Below are 20256 nucleotides of genomic sequence, written 5' to 3'. Positions count from 1 at the left end.
CCACGACGAAGCCCGCAGACGAAGGAGCCGCATGAGCCCCGTCATCGAATCCGACGAGCACAAAGCCCTCAGGGCCGCCGTGTCCGCCCTCGGCAGGCGCTACGGCCGCGAGTACCTCACCCGGACCCTCGCCGACGGGGGACACCCCGTGGAGCTCTGGTCCGAGGCGGCCAAGCTCGGCTACCTCGGCGTCAACCTCCCCGAGGAGTACGGCGGGGGAGGCGGCGGCATAGCCGAACTCTCGATCGTCCTGGAGGAGTTGGGCGCGGCCGGCTGCCCGCTGCTGATGCTGGTCGTCTCCCCGGCCATCTGCGGCACGGTGATCGCCCGCTTCGGTACCGAGGCCCAGAAGCGGCAGTGGCTGCCCGGCCTCGCGGACGGCACCCGCACCATGGCCTTCGGCATCACCGAGCCCGACGCCGGGTCCAACTCGCACCGGATCACCACCACCGCCCGCCGGGACGGCGAGGACTGGCTCCTCACCGGACGCAAGGTGTTCATCTCCGGCGTCGACATCGCGGACGCCACCCTGATCGTGGGGCGCACCGAGGACGCCCGCACCGGCCGACTCAAGCCCTGCCTGTTCATCGTCCCGCGCGACAGCGAGGGCTTCGGGCGGCGGCAGATCGAGATGGAACTCCACAGCGTCGAGAAGCAGTTCGAGCTGACCCTCGACGACGTGCGGCTGCCCGCCGACGCGCTCGTCGGCGAGTCGGAGGACGCGGGGCTGCTCCAGCTGTTCGCCGGGCTGAACCCCGAACGCGTCATGACGGCCGCCTTCGCGATCGGCATGGCCCGCTTCGCGCTGGGCAGGGCCGTCGAGTACGCCCGCGACCGCACCGTCTGGAAGCAGCCGATCGGTGCCCACCAGGCCGTCGCCCATCCCCTCGCGGCGGCCCACGTCGACATCGAGCTGGCCCGCCTGATGATGCAGAAGGCGGCCTTCCTCTACGACGCCGGGGACGACATCGGCGCCGGGGAGGCCGCCAACATGGCCAAGTACGCCGCCGCCGAGGCCTGCGTGAAGGCGGTCGACCAGGCCGTGCACACCCTCGGCGGCAACGGCCTCACGCGGGAGTTCGGCCTCGCCTCGCTCATCACGGCCTCGCGTGTGGCTCGTATCGCGCCGGTCAGCAGGGAGATGATTCTGAACTACGTCTCCCACCAGACCCTGGGCCTGCCCAAGTCGTACTAGGAGGAACCGTGTTCCGCAGCGAGTACGCAGATGTCCCGGCCGTGGAACTCCCCATCCACGAGGCCGTGCTCGGCCGGGCCGCCGAGCGGGGCGACACCCCGGCGCTCATCGACGGCGTGGACGGCACCACCCTCTCCTACGAGCAGGTGGACCGCTTCCACCGCAGGCTCGCCGCCGCGTTCGCCGAGGCGGGCGTCGTCAAGGGCGACGTCCTCGCCCTGCACAGCCCGAACACGGTCGCCTTCCCGACCACCTTCTACGCCGCCACCCGCGCGGGCGCGTCGGTCACCACCGTCCACCCCCTCGCCACCGCCGAGGAGTTCGCCAAGCAGCTGCGGGACTGCGGCGCCCGCTGGATCGTGACCGTCTCACCGCTCCTCGCGACGGCGCGCGCCGCGGCCGAACAGGCGGGCGGGGTGCGGGAGATCCTCGTCTGCGACAGCGCGCCCGGCCACCGGTCGCTCATCGACATGCTGGGTTCGACCGCGCCGGAGCCCCGGGTCGACATCGACCCGGCCGAGGACATAGCGGCGCTCCCGTACTCCTCCGGCACCACCGGCGTCCCCAAGGGGGTGATGCTCACCCACCGGTCCATCGCCACCAACCTCGCGCAGCTCTCGCCGACCCTCCCCATGGGTCCCGGGGACCGCATCCTCGCCGTGCTGCCGTTCTTCCACATCTACGGGCTGACCGCCCTCATGAACGCGCCCCTGCGGCAGGGCGCCACCGTGGTCGTGCTGCCCCGCTTCGACCTCGACACCTTCCTCGCGGCCATCCAGGAACACCGCATCACCGGCCTGTACGTGGCGCCGCCGATCGTCCTCGCCCTCGCCAAGCATCCGGCGGTCGCGCGGTACGACCTGTCCTCGCTGCGCCACGTCCTGTGCTCGGCCGCCCCGCTGGACGCCGGCCTCGCGGCCGCCTGCTCGCGGCGGCTCGGACTGCCGCCGGTGGGCCAGGCCTACGGCATGACGGAGCTGTCGCCCGGCACCCACGTCGTCCCCCTGGACGCCGCGGACCCGCCGCCCGGAACCGTCGGCAAACTCGTCGCGGGCACGGAGATGCGCATCGTCTCCCTGGACGATCCGGACAAGGACCTCGGTGCCGGGGAGCCCGGCGAGATCCTCATCCGCGGCCCCCAGGTGATGAAGGGCTACCTCGGGCGGCCCGACGCCACCGCCGCGATGATCGACGCCGACGGCTGGCTGCACACCGGCGACGTCGGCCATGTGGACCGCGAGGGCTGGCTCTTCGTCGTGGACCGGGTCAAGGAGCTGATCAAGTACAAGGGCTTCCAGGTCGCGCCCGCCGAGCTGGAGGCGCTGCTGCTGACCCATCCCGGCATAGCCGACGCCGCCGTCATCGGGGTCTACAACGACGACCACAACGAGGTCCCGCACGCCTACGTCGTGCGCCAGCAGGCCGCCCGGGACCTCTCCGAGGGCGAGGTCATGATGTACGTCGCCGAGCGCGTCGCCCCGTACAAGCGGGTGCGCGGGGTCACCTTCGTCGAGGGCGTGCCGCGGGCGGCCTCCGGCAAGATCCTGCGCCGCGAGCTGCGGGCCCTGCGGGAGGCGTCGTGACGGCCGTCGTCCGTACCGACGAGCGGGGGGTGGCGACGCTGGCCCTGGACTCCCCGGGCAACCGCAACGCCCTGTCCGCCCCGCTCGTCGCGGGCCTCGCCGGCGCCCTGACCGACTGCGGCAAGGACCCCGGTGTGCGGGCCGTCGTCCTCACCCACACGGGGAACACCTTCAGCGCCGGCGCGGACCTCCGGCGGCCTCCGGACCCGGCGGCCTTCGTGGCCCTGCTGCGGCAGATCGTGGAGCTGCCCAGGCCGGTCCTCGCACGCGTCACCGGCCACGTCCGGGCCGGCGGGCTCGGGCTGGTGGGCGCCTGCGACATCGCGGTGGCCGGACCGGCGGCCTCCTTCGCCTTCACCGAGGTCCGTATCGGCGTCGCGCCCGCCGTGATCTCCATGCCGCTGCTGCCCCGCCTCGACCCGCGCGCCGCCGCCCGCCACTACCTCACCGGGGAACGCTTCGACGCGGCCGAGGCGGCGCGCAGCGGGCTCCTGACGGAGGCCGCCCAGGACGTCGACGAGGTCCTGGCCCCCATCCTGGACGGACTGCGCAGAGCCTCCCCGGGGGCCCTGGCGGAGACGAAACGGCTGCTCACGGCTAGGGTGCTGGAGACCTTCGACCGGGACACCGCCGCGCTGACCGCGCTCTCGGCACGGCTGTTCGCCACCGCCGACGCCCACGAAGGGATGACGGCCTTTCTGGAACGACGGGATCCCGCATGGGTGCTGTGACCGCGACCGGCGCCGACCGCGCCCCGAAGCAGGACCGCAGCCGGGCCACCCGGCAGCGGCTCCTGGAGGCCGCCGTGGCCTGTCTCGCCGAGCACGGCTGGGCGGGCTCCACGGTCTCCGCCGTCGCCGAACGGGCCGGTGTCTCCCGGGGCGCGGCCCAGCACCACTTCCCCACCCGCGAGGACCTGTTCACCGCGGCCGTCGAGTACGTGGCCGAGGAGCGCTCCTCGGCCCTGCGCGCCCTCTTCCCCCAGGGCGCGGCCGACCGCCGCGCCGTGGTCGGCGCACTCGTGGACCTCTACACCGGCCCGCTCTTCCGCGCGGCCCTGCACCTGTGGGTCGCCGCCTCCGACGAGGAGCAGCTCCGCCCGCGGGTGACCGAGCTGGAAGGCCGCGTCGGCCGGGAGACCCACCGCATCGCCGTCGAGCTGCTGGCCGCCGACGAGTCCCGCCCCGGCGTCCGGGAGACCGTCCAGGGGCTGCTCGACATGGCCCGCGGACTGGGCCTGGCGAACCTCCTGACGGACGACGCCGTGCGCCGCGAGCGGGTCGTCGCGCAGTGGGCCGCCCTCCTCGACGACGCGCTCGGCTGACCGCCCGGACGGGCGCGCCGCGTCACGTCACGGGCTGAGCCGCTCCACCCGCCAGCCGCCGTCCGCCTCCGCCACGTACCGGAGCCGGTCGTGCAGCCGGTTCTCGCGGCCCTGCCAGAACTCGACCGACCGCGGAGCCACCCGGAATCCGCCCCAGTGCGGCGGCACCGGCACGCGCTCGCCCTCCGGATAGCGGGCGCTCAGCTCCTCGTACGAGGCGTCGAGTTCCACGCGCGAGGCGATCACCGTGGACTGCGCGCTGGCCCAGGCGCCGAGCTGGGAGCCGTGCGGGCGGGTGCGGAAGTACGCCGCCGTCTCGTCGCGGCCGGTGCGCCGCGCCACCCCCGAGACGATGACCTGCCGGGCCATCGGGTGCCAGGGGAACAGCAGCGAGACGTGCGGATTGGCGGCCAGCTCGCGCGCCTTGCGGGAGTCGTAGTTGGTGTAGAAGACGAAGCCCTGCTCGTCGTACTGCTTCAGCAGCACCGTCCGCGAACTGGGGCGGCCGTCCCCGTCCGCCGTGGAGACGATCATCGCGTTCGGCTCGTACACCATGCCCTGGACGGCGGCCTGCGCCGCCTGCTTGAACCAGCGGGAGAACTGGTCCATCGGGTGGGCGGCGAGGTCCGGCTCGGCGAGCCCCTCCGCGCGGTAGTGCGCGCGCATGGCGGCGGGGTCCGCGGCCGGTTCCCCGGCGGCGGGCTCGGCGGCCTGCGCCGCGCGCTGGACGAGGGGCTCTGCGGCGGATTCATCCGGGAAGCGGTCTCTCACGCGGCCATCCTGCCGTATGCGCCCGTCCGGCCGGCGGGGTGCGGTTCATCACTGTGTGGCACTGAGTGCCGCACACCCTCCCCAACGGTGGCACTCGGAGATATCGTGCTGCTGCCGTTCCGGTTGGGTGACCGCCGACCGCACGGGGCATCACCGGAGTGACCGCTTCGGACCGCGAGCCGCCGCAGACTTCCGGGCAGTCCTGCACGAGTCTTCGGGCACGGCCGTGGAACCGGACCGGTCCCACCCCGCCCACGTCCGACACATGGTCGCCGAACCCCGCACACCATCTGTCGCACCCATCACGAGGAGCCGCCTGATGTCCGACTTCGTACCCGGGCTTGAGGGAGTCGTCGCGTTCGAGACGGAGATCGCCGAGCCGGACAAGGAGGGCGGCGCACTCCGGTACCGGGGCGTCGACATCGAGGACCTGGTCGGTCACGTCTCCTTCGGGAACGTCTGGGGCCTCCTCGTCGACGGCGCCTTCAACCCCGGACTGCCCCCGGCCGAGCCCTTTCCGATCCCCGTCCACTCCGGCGACATCCGCGTCGACGTGCAGTCCGCGCTCGCCATGCTCGCCCCCGTCTGGGGCCTCAAACCGCTCCTCGACATCGACGAGCGGCAGGCCCGCGACGACCTCGCGCGCGCCGCCGTGATGGCCCTGTCGTACGTCGCCCAGTCCGCCCGCGGCCAGGGCCTGCCCATGGTCCCGCAGAGCGAGATCGACAAGGCGCAGTCCGTCGTCGAGCGGTTCATGATCCGCTGGCGCGGCGAGCCCGACCCCAAGCACGTGGCCGCCGTCGACGCCTACTGGACCTCCGCCGCCGAACACGGCATGAACGCCTCCACCTTCACCGCCCGCGTCATCGCCTCCACCGGCGCGGACGTGGCCGCGGCGCTGTCCGGCGCTGTGGGCGCGATGTCCGGCCCGCTGCACGGCGGCGCCCCCTCCCGCGTCCTCGGCATGATCGAGGAGATCGAGCGCACCGGCGACGCCGAGGCCTACGTCCGGCAGGCCCTCGACAAGGGCGAGCGCCTCATGGGCTTCGGGCACCGCGTCTACCGCGCCGAGGACCCCCGCGCCCGCGTCCTGCGCCGTACCGCCCGCGAACTCGGCGCCCCCCGCTTCGAGATCGCCGAGGCGCTGGAGAAGGCCGCCCTCGCCGAGCTGCACGCCCGCCGCCCGGACCGCGTGCTGGCCACCAACGTCGAGTTCTGGGCGGCCATCGTCCTGGACTTCGCCGAGGTGCCGGCGCACATGTTCACCTCGATGTTCACCTGCGCCCGCACCGCCGGCTGGTCGGCGCACATCCTGGAGCAGAAGCGCACCGGACGGCTCGTCCGGCCGTCCGCGCGCTATGTGGGCCCCGGCTCGCGCCGCCCCCAGGAGATCGGCGGCTACGGGGACATCGCGTCCTGAACCGCGCTCCGCACGCCGCCGGCCGCCCTCACGCGGGCACCAGCAGCTCCGCGTGGTGGCGGGCGGCGGCCAGCGGATGCGCGCGGAGCTTGCCCTTCAGCTCGTTGCGCCCGTACTCCGCGAAGAGCGGGTTGGCCGGGTCCGTCGTCACGCCCGGTGCGGCCGAGGCGTGCGGGAAGGGCAGCGGCTCCACCCGCGCGTCGAGCCGCGGGTTGTAGAAGAACGGCACGGAGAACCGCTCGGTGGCGCCGGGCGGGCTGACCACCCGGTGGTTGGTCGCCAGCAGGTACCCGTTCGTCGCCACCTCCAGCAGCTCGCCCAGGTTGACGACGAAGGCCCCGGGGATCGGCGGCACGTCGTGGAAGAGCCCGTCCGCGCGCTGCACCTGCAGCCCGCCGACCTCGTCCTGGAGCAGCAGCGTCAGGAACCCGTAGTCCTTGTGCGCGCCCACGCCCTGGTCGGCGCCGTCGCCCGCGCTGCCCGGATACCGCACCAGCTTCAGCTGCGGATGCGCCCGCTCACCGAAGACCGGCTCGTAGAAGTCGGCGGGCGCCCCGATGGAGGCCAGCAGCTCCCGCAGGAGCCGCGCCGCTACCGAGGCGAGCCGGTCGATCCACCCGAGGGCCGCGGTCCGCAGTTCGGGCAGCGCGGCCGGCCACTGGTTCGGGCCCTCCAGCCACCAGTACGCCGGCTCGTCCGGGCCGGGTGCCCGCGCGGGCCGCTCGGGGCCGATGTCGAGCTGGTCCCGCCAGTCCCGGCTGCCGCCCGTCCGCTCGTCGCCGGTGCGGGTGTAGCCGCGGAAGTGGGGGGAGTTGACGTTGTCGAGGGCCAGCCGGTCGGCCTCCGGGAGCGCGAAGAACCGGCGCATGGCGCCGAGCAGGGCGGAGGTCTCGGCCTCCGTCACCCCGTGCCCGACCAACTGGAAGAAGCCCACGTCGTGGGCGGCGCTGTGCAACTGCGCGCGCAGCAGCGCACGCGCCTGCGGGCCGCGGTCGGCGGCCGAGAGATCGATGATCGGGAGCTGCTGGTACGACGGGTTCGTCGCGGCATTCGTCATGGGATGCGTCCGCAGGGGTCTACGGGTGCCCGGGCACCGCCGGGGGTGGGGCGGAGCCACGGGTGCCGAGTGGGCGGGGAGGAAAGGGCGGAGAAGTCCCGGAGAGAACCGGGAGGGAACGCGGGGCTGGGGTCAGACGGACCGTCGACAGCCCATGCTCGTGACGCGGACGTAGTCCACGTGGCGGCGCCGTACGAGCGAAAGCATGCGCCCAGAGTACTGCGAGACCCCCGAGCCGGATGTGATGCGGGTCACTCCCGCCGCGGTTCCGCGGCACGCGCCGTGAACGCAGGCGACCCGCGGGCTCTGGTCCCCTCGCCTGGGGCGAGGAGGGCGGCCGGACGTGCCGGCGAGCCCGCGGGTCGGGTGACTGCGTGGAAATTCGGCCGGCTGCACGCTGAGCTCGCGCGCTGGTCCGGCACCGCACTGCTTGTGGTGGCGGGCCGCTAGCCCGCAGCCACCTCGCTCGTCCGGGTTTCATACATCTGCCGGATCACCTCCTTTCTCAGCGTGCGCCCAGCCTAAGAACGGTCCCGGCGCGGCTCAACCGGTTTTTCGGGACGCCTGCGGTTGGGCATCCGGGGAACGCGAGGGACCATGGAAAGTGCGCGACCCGGGGCCGCCGAGGAGCAGGGAGACGGAGGTCCATCCACGACGAGTTCGTCCGAACTTCGGGGAACGTGGTGTGGGCTGGGTCACGTTCCAGTTGAATGATGACGAGTGAGCGAACCGACGCGCCGTACGTGCGGACGCAGCCTGCAGGGGGTTCAGGTGAGTGCTTCCCGGCGTAGTGGGACCACCGACGAGCTGGGGCCCGACGAGCCCGAGCACGACGGCTCGGATCTTCTTGCCGCGCTGCTGGACGGGATGGACGCGGCGCTGTGCGCCTTCGACGCCGACGGCGTGGTCACGCACTGGAACCGCGAGGCCGAGCGGATCCTCGGCTGGACCGCCGGGGAGGCCGTAGGCCGGCCCGGCTTCGCCGGCTGGGCTGTGCGGACCGCGGACGCGGCGGAGGTCCAGGAGCGGCTGATGTCCGCGATGGACGCGCCCGGACGGCAGGTCCACGAGTTCGCGCTGGTGACCAAGGACGGCGGACGCGTCCTCGTCCGGACGCAGTCGGCGGCCGTCCGCGGCCCCGACGGCAAGCCCGCCGGGGTCTACTGCGCCTTCAGCGAGGTGCACACCCAGATCGACCTGGAGCGCTCCATCGCCCTGAGCGAGGCCCTCTTCGAGGACGCCAGCTGGGGTGTCGTGCTCGTCGACGCCGACCTGCGGCCCGCCGTGGTGAACGCCCACGCGGCCCGGGCCCTCGGCATCGGACGCACCGCCGTGCTGGGGCGGCCGCTCGGCGAGCTGCTCGCCCAGGGTGTCGAGGAGCTGGAGAGCGCGCTCACGCACGTACTCGCCGAGGGGGCGCCGCCCGCGCCGGCCGAGATGTGGGTGAGCGTGCGCGCGGCGGAGGGGGAGAAGCGGCGCTGCTGGCGCAGCGGTTTCCTGCGTCTGGCCTCCCCGCTCGCGGAGGAGCCGGTGCCGCTGGGCGTCGGCTGGCTCTTCCAGGACGTGACGGAGTCCAAGCAGACCGAGCAGGAGGCCGCGCAGCTGCGGTTCCGCGCCAACCAGCTGCACCGGGCCGCGCGGGCCGCCGCCGAGTGCGAGGACCCCGCCGAGGCGGCCTCCGTGCATCTGGACTTCGCCCTGGCCGGGTTCGCCGACCACGCGCTGATCGACCTCGTGGCGGGCGGACCGGTGGCCGACGGCGAGGGGCCGGTGCGGCTGGTGCGGGACGCGGCCACACCGTCCGGCGCGCCGGGACCGAGCCTGCCGTCCGGCAAGGCCGGCATCCCTGTCAGGTACGCGGACAGCCACCCCGCGCTGCAGTGCGTGGAGCGGTCCGGCTCGGTGCGGGCCGGCGCGGGCACCGCCGCCCCCGAGGCGGCTCGCGACTGGGCGGTGGCCCGCCAGTGGCCGCCGGACTCCGTGCACGCCCTGTGCGCGGTCCTGCGCAGCCGCGGCCGGACGCTGGGTGTCGTGACGTTCCTGCGCGGCGCGGGCCGCAGCCAGTTCGAGCGCTCGGACGCGACGTACGCGGAGGACGTGGCCGTCCGGATCGCGACGTCGCTGGACCTGGCGGGACTGCTGGCAGCGGACCGGGACTGAGCGGCCCCGGTCCGGGGGCGGCCCGCCTCAGTGCCGGTAGAAGATCCGGTCCCCGTACTCGCTGAGCACCCGGCCGTTCCACTCGTGTCCGCCGTCGACGTTCCCGGAACGCAGCAGCGGCGGTTCGATGCCGCGCTCGGCCAGGGCGCCCGCCGCCGTGGCCATCACGGCCTGCAGCACCGCCGCGGTGACCACGGTGGACGCCGGGGCGAAGGGCGCCGGGATGGCGTCCACGCTCAGCTCCGCGTCACCGACCGCGATCTTCGAGTCGAGCACGATGTCGCAGTGGTCCTTGAGGTACGTGCCGGAGACGTGCCGGGACTTGGTCTCGGCGGCGTAGGCGACCGACGTCACGCCGACGACCTTCAGACCGAGGGCGCGGGCGTTCATCGCCATCTCGACCGGAAGGGCGTTGCGCCCGGAGAGCGAGACGATCACCAGCAGGTCGCCGGGTCGGACCGGGCTGGAGTCCAGCACGGCGCTCGCGAGGCCGTCGACCCGCTCCAGCGCGGAACCGAGCGTGGCGGGCATGACGTCGACGCCGACGACACCGGGCACGGCGAGCAGGTTCATCAGGGCGAGACCGCCGGCGCGGTAGACCACGTCCTGCGCGGCGAGCGAGGAGTGCCCGGCACCGAACGCGAACAGCCGGCCCCCGTCGGCGACGGTGTCGGCGACGAGCGCGCCCGCCGCGGCGATGGACTCGGCGTCCTCGTCCCGCACCCGCTGCAGCAGGCCGATGGCGGCGTCGAAGAACTGTCCGGCCAGCTTGCTCTCGCTCATCGGCGAAGCCCCTTGGAAGTCGCGTCGGTGGCGGCACGCCGGGTCGGCGGCGGGCCGGAGCCGGCGGAACCCGCGGCCCGGCGGACCGCGGGCCGTCGTGTCGCGGATCACGTTGCGGTCTGGACCAGTGCCGTGTCAATACGGCCCGCGCGGGCACCGCCGGGCGGCTGCCGGGGCACGCGTCACCGTGCGGTTCCCCCGGCGCGGCACGGTTGTCGGTGGTATGCGTCAGAATTGAGGCCAGGGCCAGCGCACGCGCCGGAGAGCGGTCCAGCTCTCGGCAGAGCAAATCGAGGGGCACGTATGTCCGGACTGATCGACACCACGGAGATGTATCTCCGCACCATCCTCGAGCTGGAGGAGGAAGGTGTGGTCCCCATGCGCGCCCGGATCGCCGAGCGGCTCGACCAGAGCGGACCGACGGTCAGCCAGACGGTGGCGCGGATGGAGCGCGACGGCCTGGTGGCCGTGGCCAGCGACCGTCACCTGGAGCTCACCGAGGAGGGCCGCCGGCTCGCCACCCGCGTGATGCGCAAGCACCGGCTCGCGGAGTGCCTGCTCGTCGACGTGATCGGTCTGGAGTGGGAGCAGGTGCACGCCGAGGCGTGTCGCTGGGAGCACGTGATGAGCGAGGCGGTCGAGCGCCGCGTCCTGGAGCTGCTGCGCCACCCCACCGAATCGCCGTACGGGAACCCGATCCCGGGCCTGGAGGAGCTGGGCGAGAAGGACGGAGCCGACCCGTTCCTCGACGCGGGCATGGTGTCGCTGGCCGACCTCGACCCGGGCGTGGACGGCAAGACCGTCGTCGTCCGGCGGATCGGTGAGCCCATCCAGACCGACGCGCAGCTGATGTACACGCTGCGGCGGGCGGGTGTGCAGCCCGGCTCGGTCGTGAGCGTCACGGAGTCGCCCGGCGGGGTGCTGGTGGGCAGCGGCGGCGAGGCCGCGGAGCTGGAGGCGGACGTCGCCTCCCACGTGTTCGTCGCCAAGCGCTGACCTCCGCGGGAGCCGCGTCCGGGGCCCGGCGGTGTGTCAACTGCCGGGACATCAGAGGCAGTTGTGGGCCGCTTTCGATCCCGCCGATTTCGAGATTCAGTGCGCCGAATCGCAGCGCCGCGACCGTTTGCGTGCGACGCTGTCGCGTGAGGCATATGACCGAGGGGCTCTTGGCCGTCGTCCGACAGCGATGTCACGCGGCCGGGGAGGGAGCGGGAGATGTGCCGCAGACGTGGAGAGGGCCCCGGCGCCGTGCGGCGCCGGGGCCTGTCCTCCCCTGTGCTGACCCGGAGCCCCGAGCTCCCAGGGTCATTCCCTCCGGACCGGTTTCCCCGAGCGGTCCGTCCCCCGTTGAAGATCTCCCCTCGGCAGCGGCGGCCAATCCCTGAGGGAGGTCACTCGAATGAGGGGTGTTGTCGCCCAACGGCCCATTTTCGAATCCCTATTCGATAGCGTGGGGGGTGACGGATCTTGAAGGGCGCGCGCTGTATCACCGGGAGCACGGTGACGGGGTGAGGGGCGCGCGCGGCGGTACCCGGCACGAGCAGCGGGACGACCAGCGGTACGAGAGTGGACCGGCGGGAGTGAGCGGTCCGAGTGAGCCAGGGGGGTGCCAGGACCTATGGTGCGGCGCATCGACGTGACCGGAGCAGGCGGCGTACGGCTCGCGGCCTGGGAGTTCGGCGACCCTCCCAAGGGTGATCCGGCGGGGGTGGCCGAAGCGGCCGGGACCGTGCCGGCGCAGGGCGGGCCGGAGCGATCCGCGCAGGAGCGGCCCGAGCGGGGTCCCGGCGTGCTCCTGCTGCACGGCCTGATGGGCCGGGCCTCCCACTGGGCGTCGACCGCCCGCTGGCTCTCCGAGCGGCACCGAGCCGTGGCCCTCGACCAGCGTGGCCACGGCCGGAGCGACAAGCCGCCGGAGGGTTCGTACACCCGCGAGGCCTACGTCGAGGACGCCGAGGCGGCGCTCGAACAGCTCGGTCTCGCCCCGGCCGTCGTGATCGGCCACGCCATGGGGGCGCTCACCGCCTGGCAGTTGGCCGCCAAGCGTCCCGACCTGGTCTGCGGTCTGGTCATCTGCGACATGCGCGCCTCGGCCTTAGGCGCCGCGTCGCAGCGGGAGTGGGAGGACTGGTTCAAGGCCTGGCCCGTCCCGTTCGCGACGCTCGCCGACGTGCGCAAGTGGTTCGGCGAGGACGACCCCTGGGTGGAGCGCCCGAACCCGGCCCGCGGGGAGTTCTACGCCGAGGTGATGTCCGAGTCGGGCGACGGCTGGCGCCCGGTCTTCGAACCGCACCAGATGCTCAAGTCCCGCGAGACCTGGGTGTACGACGCGCACTGGGAGGAGCTGACCCAGGTCCAGTGCCCGGCGCTGGTCGTCCGCGGCCTCGACGGGGAGCTCGGCCGGGCGGAGTCCCAGGAGATGGTCCGCGTCCTGCCGCGCGGGCAGTACGCGGAGGTCGCCGACGCGGGCCACCTCGTGCACTACGACCAGCCGGACGCCTGGCGCGCGGCGATCGAGCCGTTCATGGACAGCGTCCTCACGACCTGAGCGGTCCGCGGGGGCGGGCCCGCCCGCCTACCGTCGGCCGCTCCTGGCCCGCGAGACGCGGGGACCCGGCGCCCCCCGGACAGGCGCTCGGCGGGCGCCGACGCGGCACACGGCCGGGCCGCGAACTCCGCGCTCGACGCGCGGGGGTGCGCCCCCGGCGGCCGACCGCCCGCCTGCCCTCGACGGGCGTCTACGTGACCCACGGCATCCCCCTGCCCCCGGCACTCGGGCCGTGCGCCCTTACTCCGGTGCCTGGCCGTGCCCTGCGGTGCCGGGCGTGGGTCGCTGGCGGTCGAGGCCGGGATGTTGTCGGCGGCCTGCCCGCTGCACGGCGATGCCCGGCGGTGCGCACCGTCGCCGGCCGCTGCTCCAGCCCGGCCGACCCGCAGTCGCTGGGCCGCGGCTCCATCCCGGCCGGCCCTGAGTCGCTGGGGCGTAGCGCCTGCCCGGACCGTCCCTCAGCTGTCGGGGCGCGGGCTCCCGCCCGGCCGGTCCCGCAGTCGCCAGGGCGCGGCTCCCGCTCGGACCTGCCCGGCCCCGTCAGCCCCTGCTCACCGCCGCCAGGATCTCCGGCAGGTGCCGAGCCGTGCGCGGGGCCGCCAGCCGCAGGCCGAGCAGGGTGATCAGTGCGCCGTACGCGGTGCCCACCGGCAGCAGCAGCCAGCTCCATCCGTCGCCGTCCGCGGCCACGTTCAGCCAGATCGTGAGCGCGATGACGGGGGCGCACAGCAGCGCCGCCGCGACCATCCCGCCGAAGATCGAGATCCAGGCGAGGCCCGCCTGACCGGGGGCCACGTTCTTGTAGCCCTCCTGGGGGATCGAGTACGGGAAGCGCGCCGACGACCAGGCACCGGTCGCCAGCATCGAGCCGAGCAGCGCGAAGGACAGCCCGAGCACCTCGGGCAGCCGGGGCCAGTCGCCGAGCAGCGCGGTGGTCAGGACGGTCACGAGCGTCGCGTACGGCAGCGTGATCACCAGGAGGGCCAGCGCCCGCCCCCGCAGCTCCGCGTAGGCGTCCCTGGAGGAGGAGACCGTCATGGCGACCATCCAGAAGGCGGACGTGTCCTGCCCGAACTGGTTGTACATCTGGATGCCGAGCATCCCGGCCGCGAAGCAGGCGAAGTAGATCGACCCGGTGCCCTGGAGGGCGTTGAACACCGGCACGATGAGCCCGATGGCCAGCGAGGTCACCCAGGCCGCCTTGGTCTTGGGGTCGCGCCACACGTACCGCAGGCTCCGCTCCATGACGGTCCCGGTGCGCCCGGCGGGCAGCAGCCGGCTCAGGCCCGTGGAGCCGCGCTCCCGGGCGGCGGGCTCCGCCGCCTGGAGGGTCGACCCGTCCGGCGAGGTCATCAGCCGGGTCAGACTCCGGGACCAGAGGGCCAGCAGGCCCGCCAGTGCCGCGGCGGCGAGACCGAACCGCGCGACCGCGACGCCGTACGAGCCCTCGCTCACCGCGTGGACCGCGCCGATCGCGGAGGCGGGCGGCACCCAGCACAGCACGTCGCCCACGGGGTCGAGCGCGGACAGGCCGCCGGCCGAACCGAGCCGCTGCGCACCGAAGTTGACCAGCTGCGCCCCGACGGCGACGACCAGGCCGCTCAGCACCGCGAGGTCCCGTCCCCGGCGGCTGGTCAGCAGCCGGATGTTGGCGGCGGCGACGGCCCGGGCGAGGGCCACGCACACGAGCAGGGCGAGCACCACGGCCGCGACCGCGGTGACGTACGCCGCCGGACCGTGCGCGACCGCGATCGCGGAGCCGGTGAGCAGGCAGAGCGTGAACAGCGGACCGATGCCGACGAGGGAGGCCGCGAGCAGGGCCCGCACCAGGGGCCGGGGCCGCAGCGGCAGCATCACCAGCCGGGTGGGGTCGAGGGTCTCGTCGCCGCTGGGGAAGAACAGCGGCATCACGGCCCAGCCGAGCGCGAGGACCGACACCAGCAGCACGGTGACGGCCGCGGCATGGGCGTTGCCGCGCAGGGCGATCAGGCCGAGCAGCTGGAGCGCGGCGACGAGCAGCACGAGGACGGTCGAGGCGATGTACGCGGCCCGCCGTCCGGCCGACTGCCGCAGCCCGTTGCGCAGGAGCGAGAGCTTCAGGCGTACGAAGACGGCGGTGACGGACGCGGCGGGCGCCACCGGCGCGGCCGGCCTTGGTGCCGTGGTCGTGCTCATCGCGCGCCGCCGCCGAGCCAGTCGAGGTCGGAGCCGGTGGCGCGGCCGTGCGCGCCGACGAGTTCGAGGAAGGCCTGCTGGAGCGAGGGGGCGGCGCCGCGGACCTCGGCGAGGGGGCCGTGCGCGCGGATGCGCCCGGCCGCCAGCACCGCCACCCAGTCGCACAGCGACTCGACGAGCTCCATCACGTGGGAGGAGAAGACGACGGTGGCGCCGGAGGCGGTGTAGCGCTCCAGCACGCCCCGGATGATCTGCGCGGACACGGGGTCGACGCCCTCGAACGGCTCGTCCAGGAAGAGGACTTCGGGGTTGTGCAGCAGGGCGCAGGCCAGGCCGATCTTCTTGCGCATGCCGGTCGAGTAGTCGACGACGAGCTTGTGCTGGGCACCCGCGAGGTCCAGGACGTCCAGGAGCTGGCCGGCCCGCTTGTCGACCTCCGCGCCGGGCAGGCCGCGCAACCGGCCGGTGTACGCGAGGAGTTCGCGCCCGGAGAGCCGCTCGAAGAGCCTGAGCCCCTCGGGCAGCACCCCGATCCGGGCCTTGACCTCCACCGGGTCCCGCCACACGTCGTGGCCGACGACCTCGACGGTGCCCTGGTCGGGCCTGAGCAGGCCGGTCACCATCGAGAGGGTGGTGGTCTTCCCGGCTCCGTTCGGTCCGACGAGTCCGATGAACTGCCCCGCGGGGAGCTCCAGATCGATCCCGGCGACGGCGATCTGTTCCCCGAACCGCTTCCAGAGCCCCCGCACGCGTACGGCGGGCACATGCGCCCCTGCTGCCTCGGTCATGCAAGCACCCTAAGGGGGAGCGCCCCCGGCGCCGAGGGGCCGAGGGTCCAGGCCGGGCCCTCGGCCCGCGCGGGACTACCGGCGCCCGTCCCGTCCGCACGCGTAGGCGAGCGGGGACACGAGCTCCTCCGCGTCGGGCAGCCACCGGTTCGCCGGGGTCGGCCGGCAGGCCCACTGCACGGCGCCCCGGGACCCGTACCGCGTGGGCGGGGCGGCCACGTACGTGCCCTCGCCGAGTGCGACCAGGTCCAGGGAGGCGGGCGGCCAGCCGAGCTTGCGGACGAGGTCGGGGAGCTTGGCCGCGGCTCCCGGGAGCACGAAGAACTGCATGCGCCGGTCCGGGGTGCAGGTGACCGGGCCGAGGGTGAGTTCCATGCGTTCCATGCGGGCGAGGGCCAGGAACCCGGCCGTCTCGGGTACGTCGATGGCGTCGAACGTGCGCCCGGTGGGCAGCAGGATCGACGCGGTGGGCTGCTTGGACCACATCCGGCGGGCGACGGTCGCGCTGCCGGTCGCCTGGGTCGCCCAGTCCTCGCGCGCCGGGTGTGCGCCGGGCAGGGCGCACGCGGGCTCGCCGCAGGAGCAGCGCTGCGTCCCGTCGACGGCTTCGAGCCAGGTGCCGGGGAACACGTCCCAGTGGCGCTCCTCGGCATAGCGCACGGCGGTGTCCAGCAGCGCTTCGCCGCGCTGGGCGGGGATCTGGGCGGTCTCGGTGCCTGCGATGGTCTCGTCCACGGTGAACACAACTCCCGCACCCACCTCGGGTTACGGGCGACGCGCGCGCGGGGGAGGAGCATCGATTCCGCATCCGGGGCGCATGGATGCACGGGCGGGGGCGCGCACGGGCAGCGGCAGCGGGGCGTGGGTAACCACCTGTGGGGTCGGGCAATCGGCCTTACCCCGGCAATCCTCACATGCCTCGCATCTTCCGTATCTCGACGGGGCATTGATCTTCCTGGCCGGCTTCGTCCACCGGGGCCGGCCACTGAGGACACGTCAACTCGGTGCGTGGGCAGGCACCGCAAAGCAGGGGGTACGCCATGGCCGCAAGGCCTCTCGTCGCGCGGCAGCCGAACGAACGACTGCAGGCGCTCATCCAGGAAGCGGGCTGCTCGAACGCCGGACTGGCCCGCCGGGTCAACATGTGCGGCGCGGAACACGGACTCGACCTGCGCTACGACAAGACGTCGGTGGCGCGCTGGCTGCGCGGGCAGCAGCCGCGGGGGCGGGCACCGGCGATCATCGCCGAGGCGCTGGGCCGCAAGCTGGGCCGGACGGTCACCATCGACGAGATCGGGATGGCCAACGGCAAGAACCTCGCGTCCGGTGTCGGGCTGCAGTTCTCGCCGACCGTGCTGGGCGCCATCGAGCAGGTCTGCGAGCTGTGGCGCAGCGACGTGGGGCGCCGGGACTTCCTCTCCGGGTCGTCGGTCGCCGCCTCCGCGCTGGTCGAGCCGAGCCGCGACTGGCTGATCTCGTCGCCGGACTCGCAGGTCGCGCGCGCCGCGGGACCCCGGGTCGGGCAGGCGGACGTGGCGGCGGTGCGGGCGATGACCCAGGCGCTGGTGCAGCTGGACCACCAGTACGGCAGCGGTCACGTACGGCCGGTCGTCGTGCACTACCTGAACAGTGTGGTCTCCGGGCTGCTCGCCGGCTCCTACCGGGAGGCGGTCGGGCGCGAACTGTTCGCCGCGGTCTCGCGGTTGACGGAGCTGGCCGGGTACATGGCCGTCGACACCGGTCAGCCGGGCCTGGCCCAGCGGTACTACATCCAGGCGCTGCGGCTGGCGCAGGCGGCGGGCGACCGCGGCTACGGCGGCTATGTGCTGGCCGCCTCCATGAGTCACCTGGCCGCCCAGCTCGGAAACCCGCGGGAGATCGCGCAGTTGGCCCGTGCGGCCCAGGAGGGTGCCCGCGGCCGCGTGACCCCGCGCGCGGAGTCGATGTTCCACGCCGCCGAGGCCCGCGGGCACGCGCTGATGGGCGACGCCCGGGCGGCCCAGCTGGCGTCGGGCCGGGCGATCACCGCCCTGGAATCGGCGGACGCGGCCTCCGGGGACGATCCGACGTGGATCGCCCACTTCGACGAGGCCTATCTGGCGGACGAGTTGGCGCACTGCCACCGGGACCTGGGCCAGGCGGCGGAGGCGGCGCGGTGCGCGGAGGAGTCCCTCGCGGGGCACCCCGAGTCGCGGGCGCGGCGCCGGGCGATCGGCTTCGTACTGCTGGCGACCGCACAGGTGCAGCAGCGCGAGATCGAGCAGGCCTGCCACACGGGTCTGCGCGCGGTCGAGCTCCTCGGCACGCTGCGGTCCAACCGCGGGGCGGAATATCTGGAGGACCTCCAGCAGCGGCTCGAACCGTACCGGGACGAGCCCGTGGTAAGGGAGTTCGGGGCGCGGATGGACCTGCAGGCGGCGGCCTAGACGGGTGCGGCGCGCCGCATGTGGAGATGCGGCGCGCGCGAGGTGAACGTACGGGGGGCGGGGCCGTGAACAGGCGGGGAACCGGCGGGCGCGCGAGAGGAGGAGGCGGGTGGGCGCACCGGGGACCCGCTTCGGCCTGCGTGCCACCGGGGCAGGGGGTCAGGTCATGTGCTGCGTGGCACCGGGTTGTCGTGACCCGGTAGCGTGAGCCGACGATTCCGAAGGTCCCCCATTCGTAGGAGTCCCGGTGACGCAGAGTGGACAGGGCGATTCGCCCTCGGCGCGGCCCGCGCGCGAAGGCATCGTGCTGCCCTCCGACGGCGGGGAACCCCTCCTGCCGGGTATGACGGGCGACCGTACGGTCCCGGCCGGCGGTCAGGCCTGGGACCGCCCGTGGGGGCCCGCCGCGTCGGCGGAGCAGGGCACGCAGCCCGGTGAGGGCGCGGACCAGGGTCCCGAGGGCGACCCCGGACAGCCCGCCCGGCCCGGCTGGGGGGCACCGGCCGGCGGTGCGGCCTCCCCGCCCCCGGCCTGGGGAGCGTCCGAGCAGCCGGGGTCCGCCCCGGCCGCGGACTGGGGCACCCCCTCGGCTGCCGCCGGGTCCGGTGGCTGGAGCGAGTCCGGTCCGGGCCGGGGATGGAACGAGGCCCCGGCGGCCCAGGGCTGGGACGGGCCCGGCGCCGCGCAGGGCTGGAACGCGTCGGGTGCCGGGCAGGGCTGGGACGGCGCTCCGGCGCAGCCGCAGCCGCTGCCGCCGGAGGGCACGCAACCCGGCTACGGCACCGGCCCCGCCCCGCAGGCCCCCGGCGCGCCCGCGTCGCCGCTGCCGCCCGCCGCCTCCGTGGACGAGGGTGCCACCCAGTACATCCCGCCGGTGCCGTCCGCCGCCGACGAGGGCGCCACGCAGTACCTGCCGCCCGTCGCGGCGGCGCCGGACGAGGGTGCCACCCAGTACCTGCCGCCGGTGGGCCCCGGTGCGGGACCCGCGGGACCCGGCGCGCTGCCGCCCGAGGTGCCCGCCGACGCGACGCGGTATCTGGGGCGCGCGCCCCGGGCGGGTGCGGGACCCCTGCCTTTCCCCGCGGACCCGGACGCCCAGGCCACCCAGTTCATCGCCCCCGTGCCCGCGGAGCCGGCCGGCGCCTCGTACGGCATACGGCCGGGGGGCCCGGAGGACCGCACGCCCCCCGCGGAGTTCGACAACCTCTTCCGCAGTGAGGCCGAAGGCCCCGCGTCCACGCAGCAACTGCCCCGGATCGACCCCCGGCACCCGCAGTCCGCGCAGGGCGCGGGCCCCGGTGCACCGGGCGGGCGGGCCGCCGCCCGGCGTGGCGCCGCCGCCGACGGCGGGAGCGGGCGCAGCCGCACCGGTTCGCGGGTGCCGGTGATCGCCGCCGTCGGCGTGGGCATCGCCGTGCTCGGCATCGGTGCCGGAGCGCTGCTCAGCACCGGCTCCGACAGCGACGACAAGGGCGACAGCACGCCCGTCTCCGCGACGGCGTCCGGCGGCCCGGAGTCGGCCTCGGCGTCCGCCGATCCGGCGAAGGAGCAGGCCGTCGCGCTCGACAAGCTGCTGGCGGACAGCAACAACAGCCGGGACTCCGTGATCAAGGCCGTCGGCAACGTACGGGTCTGCAGCAACCTGGGCCAGGCGGCCACCGATCTGCGCGCCGCCGCCCGGCAGCGGAACAACCTCGTCACCCGGCTCTCCGAGCTCCAGGTCGACAAGCTGCCGAACAACGCGGACCTGACGACCGCGCTCACCAACGCCTGGAAGGCGTCCGCGTCGGCGGACAGCCACTACGCCGCCTGGGCCGACCAGACCGCCGCCAAGCACGGCTGCCGCAAGCACCGTGCCCGCACCACGCCGCAGTCCCAGGCCGGCGACCGTGCGAGCGGCACCGCCAGCGTGCAGAAGGCGAAGGCCGCGCAGCTGTGGAACTCCATCGCCACCACCTACGGCCTGACCCAGCGTCAGGCGACGCAGCTCTGAGTCCGCCGGCCGCGCGGACGGCGGGAGCGGTCC

General features: G+C 74.3%; 16 protein-coding genes. 10 read left to right on the top strand and 6 right to left on the bottom strand.

Annotation, left to right across the window (positions count from 1 at the left end):
- The first annotated feature begins 31 nt into the window (after positions 1 to 31).
- From ACZ4NT_RS31360 to ACZ4NT_RS31345, 4 genes are read left to right on the top strand one after another with little or no spacing between them, the layout of a single operon-like run.
- Entirely contained in the window at positions 32 to 1195 is a 1164-nt protein-coding gene (locus ACZ4NT_RS31360; protein WP_467728496.1) for an acyl-CoA dehydrogenase family protein, read from the top strand.
- An 8-nt stretch (positions 1196 to 1203) separates the two neighbouring features.
- Positions 1204 to 2778, top strand: coding sequence for a 4-coumarate--CoA ligase family protein (locus ACZ4NT_RS31355; RefSeq protein ID WP_467728495.1), 1575 nt, complete (start codon positions 1204 to 1206; stop codon positions 2776 to 2778).
- A complete protein-coding gene (locus ACZ4NT_RS31350; protein ID WP_467728494.1) occupies positions 2775 to 3509 on the top strand; it encodes an enoyl-CoA hydratase family protein in 735 nt (244 codons plus the stop codon). The genes ACZ4NT_RS31355 and ACZ4NT_RS31350 overlap by 4 nt, the downstream gene beginning before the upstream one ends.
- Complete coding sequence (locus tag ACZ4NT_RS31345; RefSeq protein WP_121402291.1) at positions 3497 to 4102, top strand: TetR/AcrR family transcriptional regulator; 606 nt, start codon at positions 3497 to 3499, stop codon at positions 4100 to 4102. Before ACZ4NT_RS31350 ends, ACZ4NT_RS31345 begins: the two co-directional genes overlap by 13 nt.
- A 27-nt stretch (positions 4103 to 4129) precedes the next feature.
- Here ACZ4NT_RS31345 and pdxH read toward each other — a convergent pair whose 3' ends face one another.
- Positions 4130 to 4768 (bottom strand): pyridoxamine 5'-phosphate oxidase, encoded by a 639-nt coding sequence (pdxH, locus tag ACZ4NT_RS31340; protein ID WP_467728510.1) that lies wholly within the window; start codon positions 4766 to 4768, stop codon positions 4130 to 4132.
- Between the two features lie 424 nt (positions 4769 to 5192).
- Between pdxH and ACZ4NT_RS31335 the strand changes: the two genes are divergently transcribed.
- Positions 5193 to 6293, top strand: coding sequence for a citrate synthase 2 (locus ACZ4NT_RS31335; RefSeq protein WP_121402292.1), 1101 nt, complete (start codon positions 5193 to 5195; stop codon positions 6291 to 6293).
- Between the two features lie 28 nt (positions 6294 to 6321).
- Here the strand turns inward: ACZ4NT_RS31335 and ACZ4NT_RS31330 are convergent, their stop codons facing one another.
- Complete coding sequence (locus ACZ4NT_RS31330) at positions 6322 to 7350, bottom strand: 2-oxoglutarate and iron-dependent oxygenase domain-containing protein (RefSeq protein ID WP_121402293.1); 1029 nt, start codon at positions 7348 to 7350, stop codon at positions 6322 to 6324.
- A 771-nt stretch (positions 7351 to 8121) separates the two neighbouring features.
- On the opposite strand from ACZ4NT_RS31330, the gene ACZ4NT_RS31325 reads away from it, so the two are divergent.
- Positions 8122 to 9510 (top strand): PAS domain-containing protein, encoded by a 1389-nt coding sequence (locus tag ACZ4NT_RS31325; protein WP_121402294.1) that lies wholly within the window; start codon positions 8122 to 8124, stop codon positions 9508 to 9510.
- 27 nt (positions 9511 to 9537) lie between these two features.
- Here ACZ4NT_RS31325 and ACZ4NT_RS31320 read toward each other — a convergent pair whose 3' ends face one another.
- Complete coding sequence (locus ACZ4NT_RS31320; protein ID WP_121402295.1) at positions 9538 to 10293, bottom strand: SIS domain-containing protein; 756 nt, start codon at positions 10291 to 10293, stop codon at positions 9538 to 9540.
- A gap of 303 nt (positions 10294 to 10596) precedes the next feature.
- Between ACZ4NT_RS31320 and ACZ4NT_RS31315 the strand changes: the two genes are divergently transcribed.
- Together ACZ4NT_RS31315 and ACZ4NT_RS31310 are read left to right on the top strand one after the other, a co-directional pair.
- On the top strand, positions 10597 to 11289 hold the full coding sequence (locus ACZ4NT_RS31315; RefSeq protein ID WP_121402296.1) for a metal-dependent transcriptional regulator: 693 nt from the start codon (positions 10597 to 10599) through the stop codon (positions 11287 to 11289).
- Between the two features lie 622 nt (positions 11290 to 11911).
- Positions 11912 to 12841, top strand: a complete 930-nt coding sequence (locus tag ACZ4NT_RS31310) for an alpha/beta fold hydrolase (protein ID WP_121402297.1) — start codon at positions 11912 to 11914, stop codon at positions 12839 to 12841.
- Positions 12842 to 13381: 540 nt separating this feature from the next.
- Here ACZ4NT_RS31310 and ACZ4NT_RS31305 read toward each other — a convergent pair.
- From ACZ4NT_RS31305 to ACZ4NT_RS31295, 3 genes are all read right to left on the bottom strand, one after another.
- On the bottom strand, positions 13382 to 15016 hold the full coding sequence (locus tag ACZ4NT_RS31305; protein ID WP_467728493.1) for a transporter: 1635 nt from the start codon (positions 15014 to 15016) through the stop codon (positions 13382 to 13384).
- The gene (locus ACZ4NT_RS31300; RefSeq protein ID WP_121402299.1) at positions 15013 to 15804 is read right to left on the bottom strand and encodes an ABC transporter ATP-binding protein; all 792 of its coding nucleotides are present in this window, start codon (positions 15802 to 15804) and stop codon (positions 15013 to 15015) included. Before ACZ4NT_RS31300 ends, ACZ4NT_RS31305 begins: the two co-directional genes overlap by 4 nt.
- Positions 15805 to 15879: 75 nt before the next feature.
- Positions 15880 to 16548: a bifunctional DNA primase/polymerase gene (locus ACZ4NT_RS31295; RefSeq protein ID WP_121402300.1), complete on the bottom strand. Its 669-nt coding sequence runs from the start codon at positions 16546 to 16548 to the stop codon at positions 15880 to 15882.
- Between the two features lie 296 nt (positions 16549 to 16844).
- Here ACZ4NT_RS31295 and ACZ4NT_RS31290 point away from each other — a divergent pair, with 296 nt between their 5' ends.
- Together ACZ4NT_RS31290 and ACZ4NT_RS31285 are read left to right on the top strand one after the other, a co-directional pair.
- Positions 16845 to 18230, top strand: coding sequence for a transcriptional regulator (locus tag ACZ4NT_RS31290; RefSeq protein ID WP_121402301.1), 1386 nt, complete (start codon positions 16845 to 16847; stop codon positions 18228 to 18230).
- A 247-nt stretch (positions 18231 to 18477) separates the two neighbouring features.
- Positions 18478 to 20223: a hypothetical protein gene (locus ACZ4NT_RS31285; RefSeq protein WP_467728492.1), complete on the top strand. Its 1746-nt coding sequence runs from the start codon at positions 18478 to 18480 to the stop codon at positions 20221 to 20223.
- The last annotated feature ends 33 nt before the right edge of the window (positions 20224 to 20256 follow it).

Source organism: Streptomyces sp. NPDC026417, assembly GCF_055567695.1.
Note: the sequence above shows the minus strand (reverse complement) of the source record. Positions and strands in the feature narration are given on the sequence as shown.

Excerpts from the sequence above, each read along its gene's own strand:
- pdxH (WP_467728510.1), bottom strand. The coding sequence starts at position 4,768 with ATGCGCGCGCACTACCGCGCGGAGGGGCTCGCCGAGCCGGACCTCGCC.
- ACZ4NT_RS31320 (WP_121402295.1), bottom strand. The coding sequence starts at position 10,293 with ATGAGCGAGAGCAAGCTGGCCGGACAGTTCTTCGACGCCGCCATCGGC.
- ACZ4NT_RS31300 (WP_121402299.1), bottom strand. The coding sequence starts at position 15,804 with ATGACCGAGGCAGCAGGGGCGCATGTGCCCGCCGTACGCGTGCGGGGG.
- ACZ4NT_RS31310 (WP_121402297.1), top strand. The coding sequence starts at position 11,912 with ATGGTGCGGCGCATCGACGTGACCGGAGCAGGCGGCGTACGGCTCGCG.
- ACZ4NT_RS31345 (WP_121402291.1), top strand. The coding sequence starts at position 3,497 with ATGGGTGCTGTGACCGCGACCGGCGCCGACCGCGCCCCGAAGCAGGAC.
- ACZ4NT_RS31315 (WP_121402296.1), top strand. The coding sequence starts at position 10,597 with ATGTCCGGACTGATCGACACCACGGAGATGTATCTCCGCACCATCCTC.
- ACZ4NT_RS31360 (WP_467728496.1), top strand. The coding sequence starts at position 32 with ATGAGCCCCGTCATCGAATCCGACGAGCACAAAGCCCTCAGGGCCGCC.
- ACZ4NT_RS31335 (WP_121402292.1), top strand. The coding sequence starts at position 5,193 with ATGTCCGACTTCGTACCCGGGCTTGAGGGAGTCGTCGCGTTCGAGACG.
- ACZ4NT_RS31330 (WP_121402293.1), bottom strand. The coding sequence starts at position 7,350 with ATGACGAATGCCGCGACGAACCCGTCGTACCAGCAGCTCCCGATCATC.
- ACZ4NT_RS31290 (WP_121402301.1), top strand. The coding sequence starts at position 16,845 with ATGGCCGCAAGGCCTCTCGTCGCGCGGCAGCCGAACGAACGACTGCAG.
- ACZ4NT_RS31305 (WP_467728493.1), bottom strand. The coding sequence starts at position 15,016 with ATGAGCACGACCACGGCACCAAGGCCGGCCGCGCCGGTGGCGCCCGCC.